19 protein-coding genes and 5 tRNA genes are annotated in these 24,160 nt (G+C 38.1%); 21 read left to right on the top strand and 3 right to left on the bottom strand.

Translation table 11 applies throughout. From position 1 onward, the window contains the following. Positions 1 to 188 precede the first annotated feature (188 nt). The 3 genes from DUT70_RS08910 to DUT70_RS08900 form a co-directional block, all read right to left on the bottom strand. Positions 189 to 1,397 carry a hypothetical protein gene (locus tag DUT70_RS08910; RefSeq protein ID WP_113646973.1) on the bottom strand — a complete coding sequence of 403 codons (1,209 nt, stop codon included), beginning with the start codon at positions 1,395 to 1,397 and terminating at the stop codon, positions 189 to 191. Between the two features lie 219 nt (positions 1,398 to 1,616). Beyond that, on the bottom strand, positions 1,617 to 2,081 hold the full coding sequence (locus DUT70_RS08905) for an acyl-CoA thioesterase (RefSeq protein ID WP_113646972.1): 465 nt from the start codon (positions 2,079 to 2,081) through the stop codon (positions 1,617 to 1,619). Between the two features lie 288 nt (positions 2,082 to 2,369). Further along, complete coding sequence (locus DUT70_RS08900; protein ID WP_113646971.1) at positions 2,370 to 4,121, bottom strand: lysophospholipid acyltransferase family protein; 1,752 nt, start codon at positions 4,119 to 4,121, stop codon at positions 2,370 to 2,372. Between the two features lie 190 nt (positions 4,122 to 4,311). Here DUT70_RS08900 and DUT70_RS08890 point away from each other — a divergent pair, with 190 nt between their 5' ends. The 21 genes from DUT70_RS08890 (at position 4,312) to rpoC (ending at position 24,115) form a co-directional block, all read left to right on the top strand. Continuing rightward, positions 4,312 to 5,208, top strand: coding sequence for a ComEA family DNA-binding protein (locus DUT70_RS08890; protein WP_113646969.1), 897 nt, complete (start codon positions 4,312 to 4,314; stop codon positions 5,206 to 5,208). 54 nt (positions 5,209 to 5,262) lie between these two features. After that, complete coding sequence (locus DUT70_RS08885) at positions 5,263 to 5,790, top strand: adenine phosphoribosyltransferase (protein WP_113646968.1); 528 nt, start codon at positions 5,263 to 5,265, stop codon at positions 5,788 to 5,790. Positions 5,791 to 6,376: 586 nt separating this feature from the next. Beyond that, entirely contained in the window at positions 6,377 to 7,528 is a 1,152-nt protein-coding gene (locus DUT70_RS08880) for an acyl-CoA dehydrogenase family protein (RefSeq protein WP_113646967.1), read from the top strand. Between the two features lie 337 nt (positions 7,529 to 7,865). Then, the gene (locus DUT70_RS08875; protein WP_113646966.1) at positions 7,866 to 8,777 is read left to right on the top strand and encodes a hypothetical protein; all 912 of its coding nucleotides are present in this window, start codon (positions 7,866 to 7,868) and stop codon (positions 8,775 to 8,777) included. Positions 8,778 to 8,952: 175 nt separating this feature from the next. Continuing rightward, complete coding sequence (gene rpsU / locus DUT70_RS08870) at positions 8,953 to 9,147, top strand: 30S ribosomal protein S21 (RefSeq protein ID WP_113646965.1); 195 nt, start codon at positions 8,953 to 8,955, stop codon at positions 9,145 to 9,147. 124 nt (positions 9,148 to 9,271) lie between these two features. Beyond that, positions 9,272 to 10,156: a tyrosine-type recombinase/integrase gene (locus DUT70_RS08865; protein ID WP_113646964.1), complete on the top strand. Its 885-nt coding sequence runs from the start codon at positions 9,272 to 9,274 to the stop codon at positions 10,154 to 10,156. Between the two features lie 13 nt (positions 10,157 to 10,169). Next, on the top strand, positions 10,170 to 10,517 hold the full coding sequence (hpf, locus tag DUT70_RS08860) for a ribosome hibernation-promoting factor, HPF/YfiA family (protein WP_113646963.1): 348 nt from the start codon (positions 10,170 to 10,172) through the stop codon (positions 10,515 to 10,517). Positions 10,518 to 10,761: 244 nt separating this feature from the next. After that, positions 10,762 to 10,834: transfer RNA gene (locus DUT70_RS08855), tRNA-Thr, on the top strand. A gap of 37 nt (positions 10,835 to 10,871) precedes the next feature. Continuing rightward, positions 10,872 to 10,957: transfer RNA gene (locus DUT70_RS08850), tRNA-Tyr, on the top strand. 46 nt (positions 10,958 to 11,003) lie between these two features. Then, positions 11,004 to 11,076, top strand: a tRNA-Gly gene (locus DUT70_RS08845). 56 nt (positions 11,077 to 11,132) lie between these two features. Next, positions 11,133 to 11,204: transfer RNA gene (locus DUT70_RS08840), tRNA-Thr, on the top strand. Positions 11,205 to 11,329: 125 nt separating this feature from the next. After that, a complete protein-coding gene (tuf, locus tag DUT70_RS08835) occupies positions 11,330 to 12,517 on the top strand; it encodes an elongation factor Tu (protein WP_113646962.1) in 1,188 nt (395 codons plus the stop codon). Positions 12,518 to 12,578: 61 nt separating this feature from the next. Next, positions 12,579 to 12,649, top strand: a tRNA-Trp gene (locus tag DUT70_RS08830). Between the two features lie 105 nt (positions 12,650 to 12,754). After that, positions 12,755 to 12,946 (top strand): preprotein translocase subunit SecE, encoded by a 192-nt coding sequence (gene secE / locus DUT70_RS08825; protein ID WP_113646961.1) that lies wholly within the window; start codon positions 12,755 to 12,757, stop codon positions 12,944 to 12,946. 14 nt (positions 12,947 to 12,960) lie between these two features. After that, positions 12,961 to 13,503, top strand: a complete 543-nt coding sequence (gene nusG / locus DUT70_RS08820; RefSeq protein ID WP_113646960.1) for a transcription termination/antitermination protein NusG — start codon at positions 12,961 to 12,963, stop codon at positions 13,501 to 13,503. Positions 13,504 to 13,649: 146 nt separating this feature from the next. Beyond that, complete coding sequence (gene rplK, locus DUT70_RS08815) at positions 13,650 to 14,090, top strand: 50S ribosomal protein L11 (protein WP_097131876.1); 441 nt, start codon at positions 13,650 to 13,652, stop codon at positions 14,088 to 14,090. Positions 14,091 to 14,116: 26 nt separating this feature from the next. Continuing rightward, a complete protein-coding gene (gene rplA, locus DUT70_RS08810) occupies positions 14,117 to 14,815 on the top strand; it encodes a 50S ribosomal protein L1 (RefSeq protein WP_113646959.1) in 699 nt (232 codons plus the stop codon). Positions 14,816 to 14,817: 2 nt separating this feature from the next. Further along, positions 14,818 to 15,342, top strand: coding sequence for a 50S ribosomal protein L10 (rplJ, locus tag DUT70_RS08805; protein ID WP_113646958.1), 525 nt, complete (start codon positions 14,818 to 14,820; stop codon positions 15,340 to 15,342). Between the two features lie 65 nt (positions 15,343 to 15,407). Then, on the top strand, positions 15,408 to 15,785 hold the full coding sequence (gene rplL, locus DUT70_RS08800) for a 50S ribosomal protein L7/L12 (protein WP_113646957.1): 378 nt from the start codon (positions 15,408 to 15,410) through the stop codon (positions 15,783 to 15,785). A 155-nt stretch (positions 15,786 to 15,940) separates the two neighbouring features. Continuing rightward, positions 15,941 to 19,744, top strand: coding sequence for a DNA-directed RNA polymerase subunit beta (rpoB, locus tag DUT70_RS08795; RefSeq protein WP_113646956.1), 3,804 nt, complete (start codon positions 15,941 to 15,943; stop codon positions 19,742 to 19,744). A gap of 84 nt (positions 19,745 to 19,828) precedes the next feature. After that, positions 19,829 to 24,115: a DNA-directed RNA polymerase subunit beta' gene (gene rpoC / locus DUT70_RS08790; protein WP_113646955.1), complete on the top strand. Its 4,287-nt coding sequence runs from the start codon at positions 19,829 to 19,831 to the stop codon at positions 24,113 to 24,115. The last annotated feature ends 45 nt before the right edge of the window (positions 24,116 to 24,160 follow it).

Genomic DNA, 24,160 nt, shown 5'->3' with positions numbered 1-24,160 from the left:
TTGTAGTTATACGTCGGTAACAGTGAATTATTCATCTATTAGGAAAGATTTCATAAAAGCTCATCCGTTCCTATACCGTCATCTCGACCTCAGTGGAGAGATCTTTGAACTTTGTTATCCATCAATATCAACCATAGAAACAAGAGCAGGGTTTTTTAGTTGGTGCTAATACTAACAATATCATGAGTTTAGCGGGAGTGAGGCTGGTAAGCATAAACCACCTCATATTTCTGATTTTTCAGGTCCGCAGATAGTTCCCCAAGCTTTAAGTTTTTCTTTTGTGGAGTAGGTTCGCACACACTGTAGGCTTTGCCTCGATAATAAATCGCTTCTCCCACAGGCTTGTCAAAAGCCACCGCCATGGTAATATGCGTAGGGTAAAGCAGGGCAATCATCGGGAGGTTATAAATCTCTTTGACTAAAAAGAAAAATAAAGCAGCCCGATCATCGCAATCACTCTGATCATTTAAAAGCGTTTGTTCAGGCGAAAAACGTTTTTCTTTGCCCAATAAAGCTTCATCGTCCTCATATAAAAAAGCGTTACGGGTAAACTGCATCAAATAGTCAATCCCTTTTTTGGTCGACATTTTCTTTACATTTTCCTTTAAAATTGGAATTAACGATTGATAAGTTTCCCTGCTCAAGGGAATGTTGAAATAAGTTTCAAAATCAACCACGGGATAATTGGCAAAAATACGAGACACCTCGGTGTTCACCTTTACATTAAAGTGGTAGGCTTTGTGTTTGTAGTTAAAGGCAATTTGCTTGTCCTGGTAATCCTCTGGCTTAAACTCTGGCATTTTGGTCACCTTATAGCTAAAATCATTTTTAGCGCCAGCCACCTCAATTTTAACTGGCAAATAAGTATCAGCTTTTTTAAAGAGTTTTTGGTAATCGTGATAATTAAGGCACATGTATTTGTTGCCATCTGCCATAAAATAGGGAATGTCGGAAATATCCTCGTCACACTTCACATAAAAAATAATCTGGTTGTCGCCAATGGCAATTCTGGCATCGTAACCAGATTTCACCATCAGGTACCATTTATATAAAGTATAACTATGATAGTTTTTGGCTTTGGGACTTAACTGCTCGGCAGTTTTTCTAATCAGTTGGTAATACAGCCAATCATTAAGCTGGTGTTGCTTACGGTAGTTTTGCAGTGCTGCAATTAAATCATCGCTATGCGCACTTTCCAATTGTTGATAATACTGTTTGATATGGTTGGCAGAAAGCTGGCCCGAAAAATTACGCTGCAACAAAGTATCTACACTAAAATTGAAAGTGCCGTCATAAAAATCAAAACTGTACAGCTGTGCCTTCACGCTGGTGATAGCGCCAATATTGATCAGCAAAACTGACCAGTAAAGCAGGCTGTATTTTTTGAAGAAGTACATTTGTTAATATTTGCTTAACATTAAATTTAAACAATATTAACATGAGATTGGCAATAATTTTTGGAAAAAAAATGGTTTTTACCCGAATTTGATTTTTTCTGTTAAGTCAATATAAAATAAACTAGCTTTTACGAAGGCTTAACATAGCAGCCCTACTTCGGCGATGTTTTTCATCCTTTTCTTGTAGTTGGTATGATCACCAATTGCTTGTTTAAGAAATTACAAAAACGGTTGCATTTCGGTTTCAATTTGCTTGCGCAAATCCATCAACTTAATGGCATATTGCTCCATCTGTTTTTCGTCATCAGTTGTTGCATTAAATTTGGGTACTTTTACAGGTGCCCCTTCATCATCAACAGCCACAAAAACGATGATACAATGCGTTTTCTTTTCAAATTCTTGTCGTTTAATGTTCCTAGAAAATACATTGATGGCAATATGCATACTGGTTGATCCCGTATAAATAACCTGAGCCTCTACTTTTACAATATGTCCAATCTTAATAGGTGAGTAAAATCTGATGCCACCTACATAGACGGTTACGCAATAACTAGAACTCCAAGAGCTGGCACAGGCATATCCAGCTTGGTCAATCCATTTCATTACACTGCCACCGTGTACATTGCCGCCGTAATTTACATCGGCAGGCTCAGAAATAAACTGAAAAATTGTTTTGTGATTCATTGTATAAAGATGGCCATTTCATTACACTTATCCTACGGTGTGTTAAACAGTTATCGATGTTTTCAGCTGTGGTTAAATATGATCGTCAATTTTTCTTTATTAAGTGAATATAAAATAACCTTGTTTTTACAAGGACTTAACATAGCAGGCCTACATTTGTGACGTTAAATATTTGGTTAGTATTTATCATACAGTTTAGGTTAGTTGATCGCAAAAAGCCCCGATGGATGTCGAGGCTTTTGCTATTTATACAAAACTGTAAACTGCTATTTGAAAACTGTGAACTGATTAAAAGTTCTTCCCAATCTTCTCCAGCATTTCAGCAGGGATCTTTTGGGTATCTACTACAAGGAAACCGTCCAAGCAATCCGAAAATTTAGGATCAATATTAAAACAAATGATTTTGGCGTTTAAGTTCATATACTGGCGCAACAGCACAGGAATTTTAATGTGGCTGCTTTCAATATCGCCAATTAAACTGTCCAAATCCTTTAAACTGTCACTTTGCTCAATCAAAAGATCGGTATTGATAGGGGTAAGGTCCGCTTTGAATTTGTTTCTTGGCTTTACGTAATGTGCCATTTCATAATCAAAATGATTTTTGGTAATAAAATCAACAATCAGCGATTTACTGAACTTAGAAAAATTGTTGCTGATGCTTACTGGACCAAACATGTATCGGTATTGCGGATTTAGGATCAAGTATTTCAAAATGCCCTTCCATAATAAAAATAGGGGTAGGGGTTTTTGTTGGTACTCTTTCCTGATCCAGGAGCGGCCCAATTCAATACCTTGCCTTAAAACAGGGTAAAAAGGTTCTTTAATTTTAAACAGCTCCGAAATATAGAAACCACGTTTGCCCATGGTATTCAAAATCTCATCGCCCTTACCAATACGATAAGCACCCACAATCATTTGTGCCTCTTTGTCCCAAATAAAAAGGTGGTTATAGTAAATATCGTAATTGTCGAGGTCAATTTTTTTGTTGGTACCTTCGCCAACTTCCCTAAAGGTAATTTCGCGTAAACGCCCAATTTCTCTTAAAATATTAGGAATACTGGTGGTAGGTACAATGTAAACCTCGTAGTTCTTTTCTTCCCAAACCCTGTAATCGGTTAAATTGGCCACCTCCTTTACCATCAGGCCTTTTTCAGTTTCCTCTACAATTTCGGCTGGTTTTTTCTTGATCTTAAATAAATTGATAGGATTGAAAAGCTTTCTTTCCTGTTCAATGCTAGTGCCGAGCGCATAAGTTCTGGCCCTTAAAAAGTCTAGCAACTTATTGGTATCCCTATTGTAAGAAATATCCTCAATTTTAATAGGCTTACCGATCCTTACCTGAATTTTCAGCCCCTGCTTGTTCAAAAATTCAGAAGGCAATTTGGCCGTTCTTAAAGTAGGATGAATAAAACTAAGGATATTGAACAAAATCCCGTTGTTGCCGTGGAAATAAATAGGTACAACTGGTAGTTTCGATTTAGCCACCAATTTACCCACTACAGGGTGCCAAAGCCTATCGGTAATTTCTTGTTTTTCTAGATTAAAGGTAGATACCTCACCTGCTGGGAAAATGCCAATAGGAGTACCGCTCTGCAAAAGGTCGAAAGTGCTTTTTAGCCCACTGATACTCGAAGAGTGCTGTACATTTTCAAAGGGATTAACCGCCACAAAAAATTCGCTAAGGTTAGGAATTTTTTTGAGGATGAAATTCACCATCACCTTGGCTTCGGGTCTAACGGTACAAAGCAACTTTACCAGAGCTAAACCCTCAACACCACCGTAAGGATGGTTCGCTATGGCAATAAAGCCGCCAGTTTTGGGAATATTCTTAAGATCGTCTTCGTCAAATTCGATAGAAACGCCGATGGTTTCCAATATCTTGTCAACAAATTCTAAGCCTTCGAAATGCTGGTTCTTAGAAAAAACCTTGTTAATGTCGTTCAGTTTCATCACTTCCATTAACAGTGCCGCAAGTCCAGGAACACCCAACTTATCAATCTTAGTTGCTTGCGCAAATTCTTTAGTAGTAATAATCTTCATGTATAGATAATGAGGATAAAGTATAAAGCAATGTCAAAAATAAGATTTATATTTAGCTTAAACACCTAAACTATGAAAACATCTCGATTTTCCTTCATTTCCTTGAGCCAACATCGGTTTGGGTGGCATTCATCAGCATTAAAGATAATTAATAAAAAGATGAAATCTTTTGTAACCAAAACTCAACCGAATGAAAAACTGGCTAATCAATCACTATGGATTTAGTAAACGAAGCCTCAATGGCATGTTATTATTGCTGCTGCTTATCATCGCCGCTACTTTTGCGCCATCCGTTTATCGGCGTTACTTTTTGAGCCCTCCCACCATTGATCCAACGGAGAGGCAAGCGCTGCAGCAATTAGAATTGGCAGATCGTTATGCTAAACCTACCTATAAAAGCACCCGTAACGAGATAGAAGAAATAACCGCACGCCCTACGGTGCATTATCAAACCTTTGATCCCAATTTAATTGATGAAAAAAGGTGGCAGCAATTTGGCCTTTCCTACAAACAAGCCATGTCTATTGTTAACTACGTAAAAAAGGGGGGAAGGTTTTATAAACCCGAAGACCTAAAAAGAATGTACACCATTTCTCCCGAAAAATATGAAGCGTTGCTGCCCTATGTCGTCATTTCGACCAGCAAACCTTTTGAAAAGAAAGCAATGCCCGTTTATCCTAAAAAGGAAGCTGTAGTGATAGATATAAATAAAGCAGATACTTTAGAGCTTGATAAGATTAGGGGAATTGGAGTATCATTTGCCAAAAGAATTATAAAATACAGAGAACGTTTGGGAGGTTTTTATAGCAAAGAGCAGCTTTTTGAAGTGTTTGGCATTGATACGCCTAAGTTCAATGAAATAAAAGATCAAATTAAAATAGATGTAGAAGCAATCCGCAAGCTGAATATCAATACCGTAGAATTTGAGGATTTAAAAAAACATCCATACCTCAGTTATAAGCAGATGAATGCAATCATACAATATAGAAAGCAGCACGGTGCATATAAAAGCATTGCCGATTTAAATAAAGTACTTATCTTAAAGCCTGAAATTATCCAAAGAATGGAACCCTATTTGAGCTTTTAATAGATCGTTAGAGATTCGTTCTTCCTTTTTTAATTTTGACTTTTTACTTTCAAAATGATACAAGACCAAATCAAACAAGTTATTAGAGATGTTTCTGATTTTCCAAAGCCAGGAATTGTTTTTAAAGACATTACACCTATCCTCAAAAATCCAGCATTGTGCAATGAAATTACCAAAGCCTTGGCACAACAACTAGCTTCGCTAAACATAGATGTAATTGCAGGAATAGAAAGTAGGGGATTTTTGTTTGGGTTGGCATTGGCCCAACAGTTGGGAGTACCGTTTGTGCCTATTAGAAAAGTAGGAAAACTACCTTATAAAACCATTCAGCAATCTTACAATTTAGAATACGGAAGTGCTACATTAGAAGTTCACGAGGATGCCTTTGAACCTGGCCAGAAAGTATTGATCCATGATGATTTATTGGCTACAGGTGGTACGGTGGTGGCAGCATCGGCATTGGTGCAAAAATTAGATGCGCAGGTAGTAGGTTATTCTTTTCTCATTAACCTAGATTTTCTGAATGGAAAGGAACGATTAAAGACGTTCAGCGAACACATTTTCTCACTGGCAGATTATTAGTTAGTTTTTTGGTTGTTTCGTTTTGGATTTGGGGTCAGTGCGGCCTGTCATTCACAGCCTAGCGAAGAATCTCTAGTACTTCAATGGAGCGTTAGGAATCGATGAGATTCCTCGTATCCTCGGAATGACAAGCAAAGTACGTAATAATGAGATGGAATGATAAAGTAGGATTATGATTGCTGGTAGTGGATACTGTTAGGCTTTTTGTCATTCAGAGCGCAGCGAAGAATCTCTGGAGACTTCAATAGAACGTTAATAATTAATGAGATTCCTACTAACATCAGAACGACAAGCAAATGGTAATAAACAGTTAAAACGCCATTAAAGACTTAAGTACTCTAAAAAATCTCAAAAAAAACTTAGGATAAATTACCATAGCTATTTCTGTGTCAATGCTATCACATGATAAGTAATTGAACCACATACCAAATCATTCTATCAAAAAGTAACGGAAAAGACTTTGAAAGTATAATTTAATTTGTTTAACATTGCCCTTAACCAAATATAAATTTAACTAAACTGTTTAAATGCTCGAAGCTACAATAGCTGGTGTTTAAACAGTTTTTTATTTTAAAATCTATCGAATATGGACATAGGAATCAGTTTCAATGAAACCGAAAACAGAACCATGGTTAAAAGCATGGTACGTGACTTTGCAGAAAAGAACATTCGCAAGAATGTAATGGAATGGGACGAAGCCCAACATTTCCCTGTTGAATTATTTAAAGAGCTCGGACAAATTGGCTTAATGGGTGTTTTAGTGCCCGAAGAATATGGCGGTTCAGGTTTTGGTTACCAAGAATATGTAGATGTTATTGTAGAGATAGCCAAAGTATGCGGTTCTATCGGACTATCTGTTGCCGCACATAATTCATTGTGTACAGGTCATATCATGGCCTTTGGCAATGAAGCGCAAAAAGCAAAATGGTTGCCTAAATTGGCTACTGCAGAATGGATAGGTGCTTGGGGACTAACTGAAGCCAATACAGGTTCAGATGCTTTACGTATGCGTACTACCGCCGTATTGGATGGCGACGAATATGTAATCAACGGTTCGAAAAACTGGATTACCCACGGTAAAACTGGAGATGTTGCCGTAGTTATGGTGCGTACAGGAGAAACGGGTAGTTCCAAAGGAATTTCGGCCATTGTGGTGGAAAGAGGTACGCCTGGCTTTAGTGCAGGTAAAAAAGAAAACAAATTAGGTATGCGTGCATCGGAAACTACAGAAATGATTTTCGACAACTGCCGTGTACCCAAAGAAAACTTGTTGGGCGTAGAAGGCGAAGGATTTAAACAGGCCATGAAAGTATTGGATAGTGGACGTATCTCTATTGCGGCTTTAAGTTTAGGGATAGCCAAAGGAGCTTATGAAGCAGCTTTAGCTTACTCAAAAGAAAGGCAACAGTTTGGTCAAAGTATTTCGAGTTTTCAGGCGATCAGCTTTAAGTTGGCAGATATGGCTACTGAAATTGAAGCAGCAGAATTACTGATTCGCCAAGCGGCAGATTTAAAGAACCGTCATTTGCCAATGACCAAAGAATCGGCGATGGCAAAGTACTATGCTTCTGAAGTAGCAGTAAAATGCGCCACCGAAGCCGTGCAAATTTTTGGCGGGTACGGGTACACTAAAGACTTTCCAGTAGAGAAATTTTATCGTGATAGCAAGCTTTGTACCATTGGAGAAGGAACTTCAGAAATACAGAAAATAGTGATTGCAAGAGAAATCTTGAAATAGAAATTAAATCATCTGCCTACAATTAAAATCAGCAAAGCCGTAGCCCAAAAGCTGCGGTTTTTTATTTGTAAGTAGAATTGATTTGGAAAATGTTAAAAAGAATGTTAAGCTGAGTGATGAGACTGCTTCGTTCCTCGCAGTGACGATCATGTTTCCGTCTTTGCTAGGAGGTACGACGAAGCAATCTCATCCAATGAACTATTTGAGTGAAATGAACAGCTTCTTGTAATATTTTTTCAAAAACATAGGTAACAAAAAATAAAGCTAGTTGATATGCTTATGAAAGGCGGCAGCAGAAAAGCCATAAACAGAGTAAGCATTATTTAAAACTAGCATCATGAAAAATTTAACCTTAATTACTTTACTATTAGTAAGCATTCTTTTTGGCTGCAAAAAAGACAAAGCAAATGACGACAACACACTTACCCTTGCCGAATTTAACAGCAAGTTTACGGTACCTACCCAAAAGTTCAATGGAACAGGCGGCGCAGCATTTAGCATTACTGGGGCAAAGGGAATGAAGTTTGATTTCCCTGCTAACGCCTTTATAGATAATAATGGAAATCCAGTAGCAGGAAACGTGGTGGTAAGCCTAAAAGAAGTGTTGAGTAAAAAAGATATCATCCTATCTGGAAAGGTAACCGAATCTAACGGACAGTTATTGATCACAGGAGGGGAGTTTCAAATATTAGCCAGTCAAAACGGGCAAGCACTAAGACTAAACCCAGCAGTTACCGTAAATGTAAAAGTACCAACTACGCTTAATACTGATGCCATGAATTTGTTTGTGTGGGCACCAGCAGGAGTTTCAGATAGTACTTGGGTGCTCGATCAAAAAGCTAGGGTAGTTTCCAGTCCAGATTTCTATCAATTTAATTTGCCAAGCTTTGGTTGGGTTAATTGCGACTATTTTTATACCAACCCTAATCCAAAAACAACTATTACCGCTACTCCAGTATATTCAGGTGCGGTGCCGAGCATTAAAGATCAAAGAGCTTATATGGTTTTCGATGATCTTAAAACTGTAGCAGGTTTGCCATTTGTATTATCCATCAATAAACATCGCTCTTATGAAAATTCTATGCCAATTGGTTTAAAAGGAAAACTGATTATCCTTTCTACCGATGTAAACAATGTGATTTATTTTGGGCATACCAATTTTACCGTAAGTGCAAATCTAAATCTTGATGTAGCCGTTACACCAGCAACAGCAGCGCAGATAGATGCAGTATTAAATACACTGAATTAAGATAAAGCAATATCATTTTATTTTTTGTTCAAAAGGATGCTTTTAAAAGGGCATCCTTTTTGCCTTTTTTTAATTAAAGTTTAAAAAACTTTCTCATATCCAATAAAATATCTACATTTGCATCCCCAAGCTAAAGGCTGGATTTAAAAAAAACGAGAGGAGGTATTTCAACGTTATGATTATTATAAACATTAAAGATGGCGAGTCATTAGATAAAGCGCTAAAACGTTTCAAGAAGAAATTTGAGAAAACTGGTGTGTTGAGAGAGCTACGTAGCCGTCAAGCATACGAGAAAAAATCTGTAACTCGTCGTACTGAAATCAAAAAAGCAAGATATATCCAAGGCTTAAATCAAGAAGGAACACTATAGTTCTGGTCTGGATCACAGATATATAAATGCCCCCAAAAATTTGGGGGCATTTTTTTTGTGAAAAAAACTTGTTTGATGTTCTTTTTTTCCTAAATTGACTCGTCAACCAATCTGAAAATGTAATATGTCAATCAACGATTTTCTAACATATTTACAGTATGAAAAGCGTTACTCGCCACACACCTTACAATCGTATCGTACGGATTTGTTGCAATATGAAGATTTTCTAAAAAAAGAATCGATTGACCAAATAGAAAAAGCTGCTAGTTTCCATATTAAAAATTTCATGGTGGCCCAACTTGAAAAAGGATTGGTCGAAAGTGCTGTCAATAGAAAACTATCATCTTTAAAAAGTTTCTACAAATTTTTGCATAGGGAAGGAGTGATCAATGATAATCCTACCCGATTGGTGAGGACCTTAAAAACGCCTAAAAAACTTCCTGTTTTTGTAGAAGATGTAAAAATGGATGAGCTGTTAGATCACGAACACAGCTTTGATGATTCCTTTTCTGGGCAACGGGACAAAATAGTGGTAGAAATTTTATTTGGTACTGGGATGCGTTTGGCAGAGCTGATCAACCTCAAAGATGAGGATGTGAATGCCTACGAATCGACAGTTAAAGTGCTGGGTAAGAGAAGTAAACAAAGAATTATTCCCTTGCACCGACCATTGATGAAAGCATTGTCGGATTTCATCGCCCTAAAAGCATTGCAAAATTTTGACAACAAAAGCGCTTATTTAATCGTTACCAATAGTGGTAGCCAAGCTTACCCACAGCTCATCTATCGTATTGTGAATAGTTGTTTGAAATTAATATCAACACAAGATAAAAAAAGTCCTCACGTATTGAGGCATTCGTTTGCCAGCAGTTTGCTAAATCGTGGTGCAGACCTAAATGCAATCAAAGAATTGCTAGGACACGCCAGTTTAGCGGCAACGCAAGTATATACACACAATTCAGTTGAAAGATTAAAGTCCATTTATAAACAAGCCCATCCTAGGGCGTAAAAAAGGAGGAAAAATGAAAATCAGAGTGCAGTCTATCCATTTTAATGCAGACAAGAAGCTATTGGAGTTTATTCAGAAAAAAGTAGATAAATTAGATCAATTTTTTGATCAGATTATAAGTGGCGAAGTATATCTAAAACTAGAGAACGTAGAAGATGAGGCCAACAAAATAAGTGAGGTGAAACTCATTGTGCCAGGCGGAACGATGTTTGCCAAGGAGCAATGCAAAACATTTGAAGAAGCAACAGATCTTGCAATTGAATCGTTAAAAAAACAGATTACTAAACATAAAGACAAAACCCGAGCAAAATTAAGTGAACACAAAACAATTTTAGCCAACGGTGAAGTGGCTGATTATTAGAGTTCTATTTTGAAATATTATTATTGTATGAAATTGGCGGGCATTACCCGCCAATTTTTTTTGAAAAAATATTTGCAGCTAACAATAATGCGTGTATATTTGCATTCCATTTCGGAAACGGGGTAGCTGCTCCAAAAGAAATGCTTGTTCTGTGAAGAGATGAAAAAATAAAAAAAATGTGATCGCATATAGGTAAGAATACAAATTTTTATATATTTGCCCCACATTAAAAAAAAAGATAAAAGCCTCCTTAGCTCAGCTGGTAGAGCAACTGACTTGTAATCAGTAGGTCATTGGTTCGATTCCGATAGGAGGCTCTTTTTTATTTCAGGATGTCAATTTTGGAGTAAAAGGGGGGAGATACCAGAGTGGCCAAATGGGACAGACTGTAACTCTGTTGTCGCAAGACTTCGAAGGTTCGAATCCTTCTCTCCCCACCATTTTTTATTAGCTAATTCATTAATTTGATCATTAGCTAATTGATAAGCGGAAGTAGCTCAGTTGGTAGAGCGATAGCCTTCCAAGCTATAGGTCGCGAGTTCGAACCTCGTCTTCCGCTCTTGGGAGTTCATTAGTGTAAAATGGCCAATGAACTAATGAGCTGAAAGTTAAAAAGCCGAAGTAGCTCAGCGGTAGAGCACTTCCTTGGTAAGGAAGAGGTCGTGGGTTCAAGTCCCATCTTTGGCTCAAAAACAACTAAATAACTTTGTTTAGTCTGTTGAAAATACAGAAGGAACAGGGTTTTTTGTATTGAAATTGTATCAAAGCAATAATTAAATAAAAAATTTTAACCTACTAATAAGTATAAAAAAATGGCAAAAGAAAAGTTTGACCGCAGTAAGCCGCACTTAAACATCGGTACAATCGGTCACGTTGACCACGGTAAAACAACTTTGACAGCAGCAATCACTAAAGTGTTAGCTGATGCAGGTTTATCTGAGGCACGTTCATTCGATTCAATTGACTCTGCTCCAGAGGAAAAAGAAAGAGGTATCACTATCAACACTGCACACGTTGAGTATTCAACAGCTAACCGTCACTACGCACACGTTGACTGTCCAGGTCACGCGGATTACGTGAAAAACATGGTTACTGGTGCTGCTCAAATGGACGGTGCTATCATCGTAGTAGCTGCAACTGATGGTCCTATGCCTCAAACTCGTGAGCACATTCTTTTGGCTCGTCAAGTAGGTGTACCTGCGCTTGTAGTATTCATGAACAAAGTTGACATGGTTGACGACCCTGAGTTGTTAGAGCTTGTTGAAATGGAAGTTCGTGAATTATTATCATTCTATGAGTTCCCAGGTGATGACATTCCAGTTATCCAAGGTTCTGCTCTAGGTGGTTTGAACGGCGATCCTAAATGGGTAGCTAAAATCATGGAGTTAATGGAAGCTGTAGATAACTACATCCCAATCCCTCCACGTTTGACAGATCTTCCTTTCTTGATGCCTGTTGAAGACGTATTCTCAATCACTGGTCGTGGTACTGTAGCTACTGGTCGTATTGAGCGTGGTGTAATCAACTCTGGTGATCCAGTTGAGATCCTAGGTATGGGTGCTGAGAACTTGAAATCAACCGTAACTGGTGTTGAGATGTTCCGTAAAATCTTAGATTACGGTGAAGCTGGTGATAACGTAGGTTTATTGTTACGTGGTATTGAGAAAACTGATATCCGTCGTGGTATGGTAATCTGTAAACCAGGTTCAGTAACTCCTCATACTGATTTCAAAGCAGAGGTTTACGTATTGTCAAAAGCAGAAGGTGGTCGTCACACTCCATTCTTCAACAAATACCGTCCTCAGTTCTATTTCCGTACTACAGACGTAACTGGTGAAATTTCACTAGCTGAAGGTACTGAAATGGTTATGCCAGGTGATAACGTTACCATCACTGTTAAGTTGATCAACGCTATCGCAATGGAAAAAGGTCTACGTTTCGCTATCCGTGAAGGTGGTAGAACAGTAGGTGCTGGTCAGGTAACTGAAATCTTAGCTTAATTAATAGCTATAACATAGAAATTAGCTAATTGGCTTATATGCTGATTAGCTAATTTTATCCACGGGAATAGTTCAATGGTAGAATAGAGGTCTCCAAAACCTTTGATCAGGGTTCGAATCCTTGTTCCCGTGCTAAATAATGATTGAAAATTTGAATGAGTGGATGGTTGATTTGAAAGTTACTTTCAGATATGATCATTCACTCATTTAGTCATTCACACCTTCAACAATTAAAATATGGCTAAGTTAGTTCAGTTTATAAAAGAATCGTACGAAGAAATGACCCAAAAGGTAACTTGGCCTACTTGGGGTGATTTGCAAAATTCGGCAGTTTTGGTGCTTGTAGCATCAGCGATTATTTCCTTAGTTATTTTGGCTATGGATAAAGGTGCCAATTTTGTTCTTGAAACTTTTTACAATTCACTTTAAAATTAGATTATTAGATGAACGATCAGCTAAAATGGTACGTTGTTAGAGCGGTAAGTGGTAAAGAGAAGAAAGTAAAACAGTATATCGATTCTGAGATTAGCCGTTTAGGAGTTTCTCATCTAGTTCCGCAAGTACTAATCCCAACAGAGAAGTACTATCAAATGAAAGATGGTAAAAAGATTGCGAAGGAGCGTAACTATTATCCAGGTTATGTTTTGATGGAGGCGGCTTTGGATGGCGAATTGGAACACATCATTAAAGGAATTAATAGTGTAATTGGATTTTTGGGTGATAAAGCTGGTAATCCAATTCCAATGAGACAGGCAGAAGTTAACCGTATTTTAGGTAAGGTTGATGAAATGAGCCAGCAAAGTGAAACCATGAACGTTGCTTACTATGTTGGAGAAAATGTAAAAGTAATGGATGGTCCTTTCAACGGTTTTACGGGTATCATTGAAGAGGTTAACGAAGAGAAGAAAAAGTTGAAAGTAATGGTTAAGATCTTCGGGCGTAAAACGCCACTTGAGCTTAACTATATGCAAGTAGAAAAAGAATAATAATTTTTTTAATAAAAGTATTGTAGGACTGCAAGATAATTTATATCTTTGCAGTCCTTTTTGCGTTATAATACATTCAAAGGGATCTTAAATGTTACATTGCTTCCAAAATTTAACATTGAGTTTTAATTAAACAAAAACAAAAAATGGCAAAAGAAGTCAGTGCGATGATCAAATTACAGATCAAAGGCGGAGCTGCAAACCCATCGCCACCAGTAGGACCTGCATTAGGTGCTAAAGGTGTGAACATCATGGAGTTTTGTAAACAATTCAATGCTCGTACCCAAGATAAGCCAGGTAAAGTTTTACCAGTTGTAATTACTGTATATGCTGACAAGTCTTTCGATTTCATCATCAAAACCCCTCCAGTTGCTATCCAATTATTGGATGCTACTAAATTGCAGAGTGGTTCTGCTGAGCCTAACCGTAAAAAAGTTGGATCGGTGACTTGGGATCAAGTTAAGGCAATTGCTGAAGATAAAATGCCTGATTTAAACGCATTTACTATCGAATCAGCAATGAGTATGGTTGCTGGTACAGCACGTAGTATGGGTATCACTGTTTCAGGTGATGCGCCTTTTAACTAATTATTTAACATTAACAGTTTACACTAGTGGCTAAGTTAACAAAAAATCAAAAAATAGCACACGCTAAACTAGAAGCCGGTAAGTCTTATTCCTTAAAAGAAGCATCTGCTTTGGTTAAAGAGATTACTACTACTAAGTTCGATGCATCGGTTGATATCGATGTAGCGTTAGGAGTAGATCCTCGTAAAGCCAATCAGATGGTTCGTGGTATAGCTACTTTACCTCACGGTACCGGTAAAACTGTTCGCGTTTTAGCTTTGGTAACTCCCGATAAGGAAGAAGAAGCTAAAGCAGCAGGAGCAGATTTCGTAGGTTTAGACGAGTATGTTGCTAAAATTGAAGGTGGTTGGACAGATGTAGACATTATTATCACTACGCCTGCGTGTATGGCAAAAGTTGGTAAGTTGGGCCGTGTTTTAGGTCCACGTAACTTAATGCCAAACCCGAAATCAGGTACAGTAACTAACGAAGTTGGTAAAGCTGTAACTGATGTAAAAGGTGGTAAGATCGATTTTAAAGTTGACAAAACTGGTATCATTCACGCTTCAATAGGTAAAGTATCATTCTCTCCGGAGAAATTATACGAGAACGCGTTAGAAGTACTTCAAACGATCTCAAAATTAAAACCTTCTGCAGCAAAAGGAACTTATTTCAAGAGCATTCACGTGTCTTCTACAATGAGTCCTGGAATTTCAGTAGAAACTAAATCAGTAGCGGGGATCTAATTATGAACAGAGAAGAAAAACAAGAAGTAGTTTTAGCTCTACAAGCGAAAATGCAAGAGTATGGCAATTTTTATATTGCTGATACCTCTGGCTTATCTGTTGAAAAAGTAAATAACATCCGTCGCAAATGTTTCGAAAGTGGTATCGAAATGAAAGTAGCGAAAAATACATTGATCAAAATTGCGATCGATGGATTAGAAGGCGACTCATCAGATATCTTCCCAGCATTAAAAGGTCAATCAGCCTTATTATTTTCTAAAGTGGGTAACGGTCCAGCTAAGCTGATCAAATCACTAAGAAAAGGAAAAGGTGAAGACAAGCCTCAATTGAAAGGCGCATACATCGATTCAGCAATCTTCGTTGGCGATAACCAATTAGATGCATTAGTAAGTCTTAAATCAAGAGAAGAACTTATTGGCGAAATCATTGGTCTATTACAATCACCAGCTAAAAATGTTGTGTCTGCGTTACAATCAGGCGGCGGTAAAATCGCAGGTATTGTTAAAACATTACAAGAAAGAGGTTAACGAACACCTGATAAGTTCGTATTTAAACAAACAACAATTACGTAAAATTTTAAAATCTTAATAAAATGGCAGATTTAAAAGCGTTTGCTGAGCAATTAGTAAACTTAACAGTTAAAGAAGTTAATGAATTAGCTCAAATCTTAAAAGACGAGTATGGTATCGAGCCTGCTGCTGCTGCAGTAGCTGTAGCTGCTCCTGCTGCTGGTGGTGAAGCTGCTGCAGTTGAAGAGAAAACATCTTTTGATGTAATCTTGAAAGATGCTGGTGGTCAAAAATTAGCAGTTGTTAAATTGGTTAAAGACTTAACTGGTTTAGGTTTGAAAGAAGCTAAAGACCTAGTTGACGGTGCACCTAAAGAATTGAAATCAGGTGTTGCTAAAGACGAAGCAGAAGCTCTTAAAAAACAATTAGAAGAAGCTGGAGCTGTAGTTGAGATTAAGTAATCACTTAATTTTAACAAAACTCAAAAGAAAAGACTCCGACTGTAAAGTTGGAGTCTATTCCCGTTTATAAACATTTCATTTTGTTTGGTTTATGAAATGTTCCCTTTTAAAAACCAAAAAATAGTTTATTCTTAAACTAAATTAAATTTAGTCCCTTGGCAAATAAAGTCGACCAAAGAGTAAATTTTGCACGTAGTAAGCACATTATCGATTATCCAGATTTTCTGGATGTGCAGTTGCAATCATTTAGAGAATTTTTTCAGATCGAAACTACTTCAGATAACCGTCACACAGAAGGTTTGTTTAAAGTGTTTGCTGAAAACTTCCCAATCACAGATTCTAGAAACATCTTTGTTTTAGAATTTCTAGATTATTTTATTGACCCACCTCGTTATGACATTCCTGAATGTATTGACCGTGGGCTAACTTACAGCGTTCCATTGAAAGCTAAATTGAAGCTTTCTTGTAACGATGCTGAGCACGAAGATTTTGAAACCATTATTCAAGATGTATACTTAGGAACCATTCCTTATATGACTCCTAAAGGTACGTTTGTAATTAACGGTGCAGAACGTGTAATTGTATCGCAATTGCACAGGTCGCCAGGTGTGTTCTTTGGCCAAAGCCGCCACACCAACGGTACCAAGTTATATTCTGCCCGTGTAATTCCGTTTAAAGGTTCTTGGATTGAGTTTGCTACAGACGTTAACAACGTTATGTATGCTTACATCGATCGTAAAAAGAAATTTCCTGTAACTACGTTATTGCGTGCTATTGGTTATGATTCTGATAAAGATATCTTAGAGCTTTTCGATTTAGCTGATGAAGTAAAAGTTAGCAAGTCTGGTTTGAAGAAATATATCGGACGTAAACTTGCTGCAAGGGTACTTAGAAAATGGGTTGAGGATTTTGTGGATGAGGATACTGGTGAGGTAGTTTCTATTGACCGTAACGAGGTAATCTTAGACAGGGATACCATTTTAGAAGACGAGCATATTGATTTAATCATCGATGCTGGTGTTAAAACCATTATCTTGTCTAAAGATGATGGTGCATCACAAGCTGATTATACCATTATATATAATACTTTACAAAAAGATACTTCAAACTCTGAAAAAGAGGCTGTGGAGAACATTTATCGTGCTTTGCGTAACGCAGAACCACCTGATGAGGAAACAGCAAGAGGTATCATTGAGCGTTTATTCTTCTCGGATAAGCGTTATGACTTAGGTGATGTGGGTAGATACCGTATCAACCGTAAGTTGAAAATGGATACCCCTGATGATGTAAAGGTATTAACGAAAGCTGATATTATTGCTATCGTTAAATATTTGATCAAATTGATCAACTCAAAAGAAGAGGTAGATGATATTGACCACTTATCAAACCGTCGTGTACGTACGGTAGGTGAGCAGTTATACGCACAATTTGGTGTAGGTTTAGCTCGTATGGCTAGAACGATCCGTGAGCGTATGAACATCCGTGATAACGAAGTGTTTACTCCAACAGATTTAATCAATGCTCGTACATTGTCATCTGTAATCAACTCTTTCTTTGGTACTAACCAGCTATCACAGTTCATGGATCAAACCAACCCATTGGCGGAGATTACGCACAAGCGTCGTCTTTCAGCTTTAGGTCCAGGTGGTCTATCTCGTGAGCGTGCAGGTTTCGAGGTTCGTGACGTTCACTATACGCACTACGGTCGTTTGTGTACTATCGAAACTCCAGAGGGACCAAACATCGGTTTGATTTCATCACTTTGTGTTCACGCAAAAATCAACAGCTTAGGTTTTATCGAAACTCCTTACAAAAAGGTAGTGGACGGTAAAGTAGCTATGAACGAAGATGTAATTTACTTGTCAGCAGAAGATGAGGACGGTAAAACTATCGCTCAAGCTAATGCTCAGTACGATGATAAAGGTAATTTCTCTACGCCACGTGTTAAAGCACGTTACGAGGGTGACTTCCCGATTATCGAGCCTGAGAAATTAGACTTGATGGATATTGCACCTAACCAAATTACCTCTATCGCAGCTTCATTGATTCCTTTCTTGGAGCATGATGATGCGAACAGGGCGTTGATGGGATCGAACATGCAACGTCAGGCCGTACCATTGTTACGTCCTGAAGCACCAATTGTAGGTACAGGTTTAGAAGGTCGTGTTGCACGTGACTCAAGAACTTTGATCAATGCAGAAGGCGCTGGTGTTGTTGAATATGTTGATGCGAATGAAATTGTAATCAAATATGAAAGAAACGATGACGATCGTTTAGTTTCTTTCGAAGGCGATAGCAAAACTTATAAATTAACCAAGTTCAAAAAAACCAACCAAAATACTTGTATTAACTTAAAACCGATCGTTAAGAAAGGCCAAAAAGTTACTAAAGGACAAGTACTTTGTGAAGGTTATGCAACTGAAGATGGTGAGTTGGCATTAGGAAGAAACTTAAAAGTAGCTTTCATGCCTTGGCAAGGATATAACTTTGAGGATGCGATTGTAATTAACGAGCGTATTGTTAGAGAAGATATCTTTACTTCATTACACATCGAAGAGTTTGAACTAGAAGTGCGTGATACTAAACGTGGTGAAGAGGAGTTAACTCCAGATATTCCTAACGTTTCAGAGGAGGCTACTAAAGACCTTGATGAAAACGGTATCATCCGTATTGGAGCTGAAGTTAAAGAAGGTGATATCCTTATTGGTAAAATTACACCAAAAGGAGAGTCAGATCCTTCACCAGAAGAGAAATTATTACGTGCCATCTTTGGTGACAAAGCTGGTGATGTTAAAGATGCTTCGTTAAAAACTCCTCCATCAATTAAAGGTGTAGTTATTGATACTAAGTTATTCTCAAGAGCTAAGAAAACTTCTAAAGCAGAAGAAAAATCAGCAATCGAGAAATTAGATAAGAGATACAACCTTGCTACGGAAAACTTGAAAAACGAGTTAGTTGACAAGTTATTCCAAATTGTGAACGGTAAAACTTCACAAGGCGTATTTAACGTATACAGAGAGCTTTTAATTGCTAAAGGTGCTAAGTTTACGCAAAAAATGTTGATGGACTTAGAGTATGCTCACATCAATCCATATAAATGGACTACTGACGAGGATAAAAATGAGCAAATCAAAATGTTGTTGCACAACTATGGTATCCGTGTAAACGAAGAACTAGGTGCTTACAAACGTGATAAATTTGCGATCAGCGTTGGTGATGAGCTTCCATCAGGAATTGTTCAGATGGCTAAGGTTTATGTAGCTAAAAAACGTAAACTAAAAGTAGGTGATAAGATGGCGGGTCGTCACGGTAATAAAGGTATTGTTGCACGTATTGTACGTGACGAAGATATGCCATTCCTTGACGATGGAACACCAGTTGATATCGTGTTGAACCCACTAGGTGTACCTTCACGTATGAACTTGGGCCAAATCTACGAAACCGTATTGGCTTGGGCTGGTAAAGAATTGGGCGTTAAATTTGCTACGCCAATTTTTGACGGTGCTAAGAGCGATGAGGTAGAAGATTGGATCGCTAAAGCAGGTTTGCCAGCTTCTGGTAGAACTTACTTAAACAATGGTTTAACAGGCGAGAAATTTGACCAACCGACTACAGTAGGTATTATCTACATGCTGAAATTAGGTCACATGGTTGATGATAAGATGCACGCCCGTTCAATCGGACCATACTCATTAATTACACAACAACCATTGGGTGGTAAAGCCCAGTTCGGTGGTCAGCGTTTTGGTGAGATGGAGGTTTGGGCATTAGAGGCATTTGGTGCTGCTAATATCCTTCAAGAGATCTTGACTGTGAAATCTGATGATGTTATTGGAAGAGCTAAAACCTACGAAGCCATTGTTAAAGGCGAAAACCTACCAACTCCAGGCGTACCAGAATCGTTCAACGTATTGGTACACGAGTTGCGTGGCTTAGGTTTAGATATTACGTTAGACTAGTTATTTGTTACGGGTTACGGGTTATAGGTTGAAAGTCCAGACCCATAACTCGCAACTCGTAACTCACAACTTTAAAGAAAGAATATGTCTTACAAAAAGGATAATAAATTAAAAAGTAACTTCACTTCCATTACCATTAGTTTGGCCTCTCCAGAGAATATCTTGGAGCGTTCAAGCGGTGAAGTTTTAAAGCCAGAAACCATTAACTATCGTACTTACAAACCAGAACGTGATGGTTTGTTCTGCGAGCGTATTTTTGGTCCTGTAAAAGATTACGAATGTCATTGCGGTAAATACAAACGTATCCGTTACAAAGGGATTGTTTGCGACCGTTGTGGTGTTGAGGTAACTGAAAAGAAAGTGCGTAGAGAGCGTATGGGACACATCAATTTGGTAGTTCCTGTAGCACATATCTGGTATTTCCGTTCTTTGCCTAACAAAATCGGTTATCTTTTAGGTTTGCCAACCAAAAAATTAGACTTGATCATTTACTACGAGCGTTATGTAGTAATTCAAGCTGGTTTAATGGCTGAACAAGGTATCCAGTTCATGGATTTCTTAACTGAAGAAGAGTACCTTGATATTTTAGATAAATTACCTAAAGAAAACCAATACTTAGACGATAAAGATCCTAATAAATTTGTAGCCAAAATGGGTGCAGAAGCGTTAGAAGATTTGTTGAAACGTATTGATTTAGATAGCTTATCTTATAATCTACGTCACCAAGCAGCTAATGAGACTTCTCAACAACGTAAAAACGAAGCGTTAAAACGTCTTCAAGTAGTTGAGGCTTTCCGTAGCTCAAGAGAGAATATCGAGAATAACCCAGAGTGGATGATCATCAAGATCGTTCCAGTTATTCCACCAGAGTTACGTCCATTAGTTCCATTGGAAGGTGGTCGTTTCGCAACTTCAGATTTGAACGATTTATATCGTCGTGTGATTATCCGTAACAACCGTTTAAAACGTTTGATCGAGATCAAAGCACCAGAGGTTATTTTACGTAACGAAAAACGTATGCTACAGGAAGCTGTTGACTCGTTGTTCGATAACTCACGTAAAGTAAACGCTGTTAAAACTGAAGGTAACCGTGCCTTAAAATCACTTTCAGATATCTTGAAAGGTAAACAAGGTCGTTTCCGTCAAAACTTATTAGGTAAACGTGTGGATTATTCTGCTCGTTCGGTAATTGTTGTAGGTCCAAACCTTAAATTACACGAATGCGGTTTACCAAAAGATATGGCTGCCGAGCTTTACAAACCGTTCATTATTCGTAAGATGATTGAAAGAGGTGTTGTTAAGACTGTAAAATCAGCTAAAAAAATTGTTGATAGAAAAGATCCACTAGTTTGGGACATCCTTGAAAACGTGTTGAAAGGACACCCAGTGTTGTTAAACCGTGCACCTACGCTTCACCGTTTAGGTATTCAGGCTTTCCAACCAAAATTAGTTGAAGGTAAAGCGATCCAACTACACCCATTAGTGTGTACAGCATTCAACGCCGATTTTGACGGTGACCAGATGGCAGTCCACTTACCGTTAGGTAATGCTGCAATTTTGGAAGCCCAAGTATTGATGTTGGCAGCGCACAATATCCTTAACCCTGCTAACGGTACGCCTATTACAGTACCTTCTCAAGATATGGTTTTGGGTCTTTATTATATTACTAAAGGCCGCAGAACTGATGATAAGAGAGTAGTAAAAGGTCAGGATATGAATTTCTACTCAGCAGAAGAGGTAATTATTGCCTATAATGAGAAGAGAGTAGATTTACACGCTTGGATTAAAGTTAAAGCTAACGTTAAAGAAACTGACGGGACTATTGTAAACAAGTTAATTGAAACTACAGTAGGTCGTGTGTTATTTAACCAAATGGTACCGGAAGAAGTTGGTTATATCAACGAACTATTAACCAAAAAATCTTTAAGAGATATCATTGGTGAAGTAGTAAAAATGACTGGTATGGCTCGCTCAGCTAGATTCTTAGATGATATCAAAGAATTAGGTTTCCAAAGTGCATTCCGTGGAGGTTTATCGTTTAACTTACAAGACGTAAACATTCCAGTAGAGAAGCATACTTTATTAGAGCAAGCTGCTAACGAAGTTGAAGAGGTAAGAAACAACTATAACATGGGTTTCATTACCAACAACGAACGTTACAACCAAATTATCGATATCTGGACTCGTATCAACAACCGTTTAACGACGTTTGTAATGAACCAATTATCATCAGATAATCAAGGTTTCAACTCTGTTTACATGATGCTTGACTCCGGAGCCCGTGGTTCTAAAGAGCAGATTCGTCAGCTGGCAGGGATGAGGGGCTTGATGGCTAAACCTCAAAAATCAGGTTCTGGTGGTGAGATTATCGAAAACCCAATCTTGTCGAACTTTAAAGAAGGATTATCTGTATTAGAGTACTTTATCTCTACCCACGGTGCCCGTAAAGGTTTGGCGGATACGGCGTTAAAAACAGCGGATGCGGGTTACTTAACTCGTCGTTTGCATGACGTAGCGCAAGATATGATTGTTAATGATGTAGACTGTGGTACTTTAAGAGGTATGTACACTACAGCATTGAAAGATAATGAAGACGTTGTTGAGCCACTATACGAACGTATTTTGGGACGTACCTCATTACATGATGTGTACAACCCATTAAGCGGTGAGTTATTGGTAGGTGCAGGTCAAGATATCGACGAAGAGGTGGCTAGAGCAATCGAAGAATCTCCGTTAGAAGGTATCGAGATCCGTTCTGTATTAACTTGTGAAAATAAACGTGGTGTTTGTGCATTGTGTTACGGACGTAACTTAGCGTCGGGTAAACGTGTTCAAAGAGGTGAGGCTGTAGGTGTAATTGCTGCGCAGTCAATCGGTGAGCCAGGTACACAGTTAACACTTCGTACATTCCACGTGGGTGGTACGGCATCTAACATTGCCAACGAATCTCAAATCAACGCTAAGTTTGATGGTGTAATTGAGTTTGAAAATTTACGTACCGTACAAACTACTACTGAAGATGGTGTGGTTGATATCGTTCTAGGTCGTTCAGGTGAATTCAGAATTGTTGAACCAGGAACTAACAAAGTAATCGTAAACAACAATATCCCTTATGGTGCATTCTTATATGTAAAAGAAGGTGATAAAGTTGCTAAAGGTGATAAAATTGTTTCTTGGGATCCATATAACGCGGTTATTATCTCTGAATTTGGAGGTAAAATCGAATTTGATGCCATCATCGAAGGTGTAACTTTCCGTGAAGAATCTGATGAGCAAACTGGTCACCGTGAAAAAGTAATTATTGATACTCGTGATAAAACCAAAAACCCTTCAATCAAGGTATTGGATAAAAAAGGCGAGTTGATCAGAACTTACAACATTCCAGTAGGAGCGCACATTGCGGTTGACGAAGGTGATGCTGTACAAAGTGGTCAAGTATTAGTTAAGATCCCTCGTGCTACAGGTAAAACCCGAGATATTACGGGTGGTTTACCTCGTGTAACTGAGTTGTTCGAGGCTCGTAACCCTTCAAATCCAGCAGTTGTTACGGAGATTGATGGTGTGGTAACTTTAGGCGGTATCAAACGTGGTAACCGTGAGATGACCATCGAATCTAGAGATGGTGAGGTTAAAAAATACCTAGTTCCACTTTCTAAACACATCTTAGTACAAGATAATGACTTCGTTAAAGCAGGTATGCCATTGTCAGATGGTTCTATCTCTCCAGCGGATATCTTGGCAATTAAAGGTCCAGCAGCAGTACAAGAATACTTAGTGAATGGTATCCAAGAGGTTTACCGTTTACAAGGGGTGAAAATCAACGATAAGCACTTCGAAGTAATTGTACACCAAATGATGCAGAAAGTTCACATCGAAGATCCAGGAGATACCCGTTTCTTAGAGAACGATTCTGTAGACCGTTGGGACTTTATGGATGAGAACGACGAAATCTTTGACAAGAAAGTTGTTGTTGAAGTAGGTGATTCAACTACCGTAAAACAAGGTCAAATTATTTCTTTACGTAAATTAAGAGACGAAAATTCTCAATTGAAACGTCAAGATTTAGCTCAGATCGAAGTAAGAGATGCTAAGCCAGCTACTGCTAGTTCAGTACTACAAGGTATCACTCGTGCTTCATTAGGTACTAAGTCATTCATTTCTGCGGCATCATTCCAGGAAACTACAAAAGTGTTGAACGAAGCTGCAATTGCAGGTAAGAAAGACAAAATGTTAGGCTTGAAAGAAAACGTAATCGTTGGTCACTTGATCCCTTCAGGTACTGGTGTACGTGGCTACGAGCGTATCATTGTAGGTTCTCAAGAAGAGTACGACAAACTATTGGCTTCAAAACAAGAAGAAGTAGAAGCTTAGTAGCAGTAATGCAAAAAAAGCAATGTAAATATAAATCCCTAGCGT

This window comes from Pedobacter chitinilyticus (assembly GCF_003313385.1).
GTDB classification, from domain to species: domain Bacteria; phylum Bacteroidota; class Bacteroidia; order Sphingobacteriales; family Sphingobacteriaceae; genus Pedobacter; species Pedobacter chitinilyticus.
The sequence above is the reverse complement of the archived record's forward strand: the minus strand, read 5'-3'. Positions and strand labels throughout refer to the sequence as shown.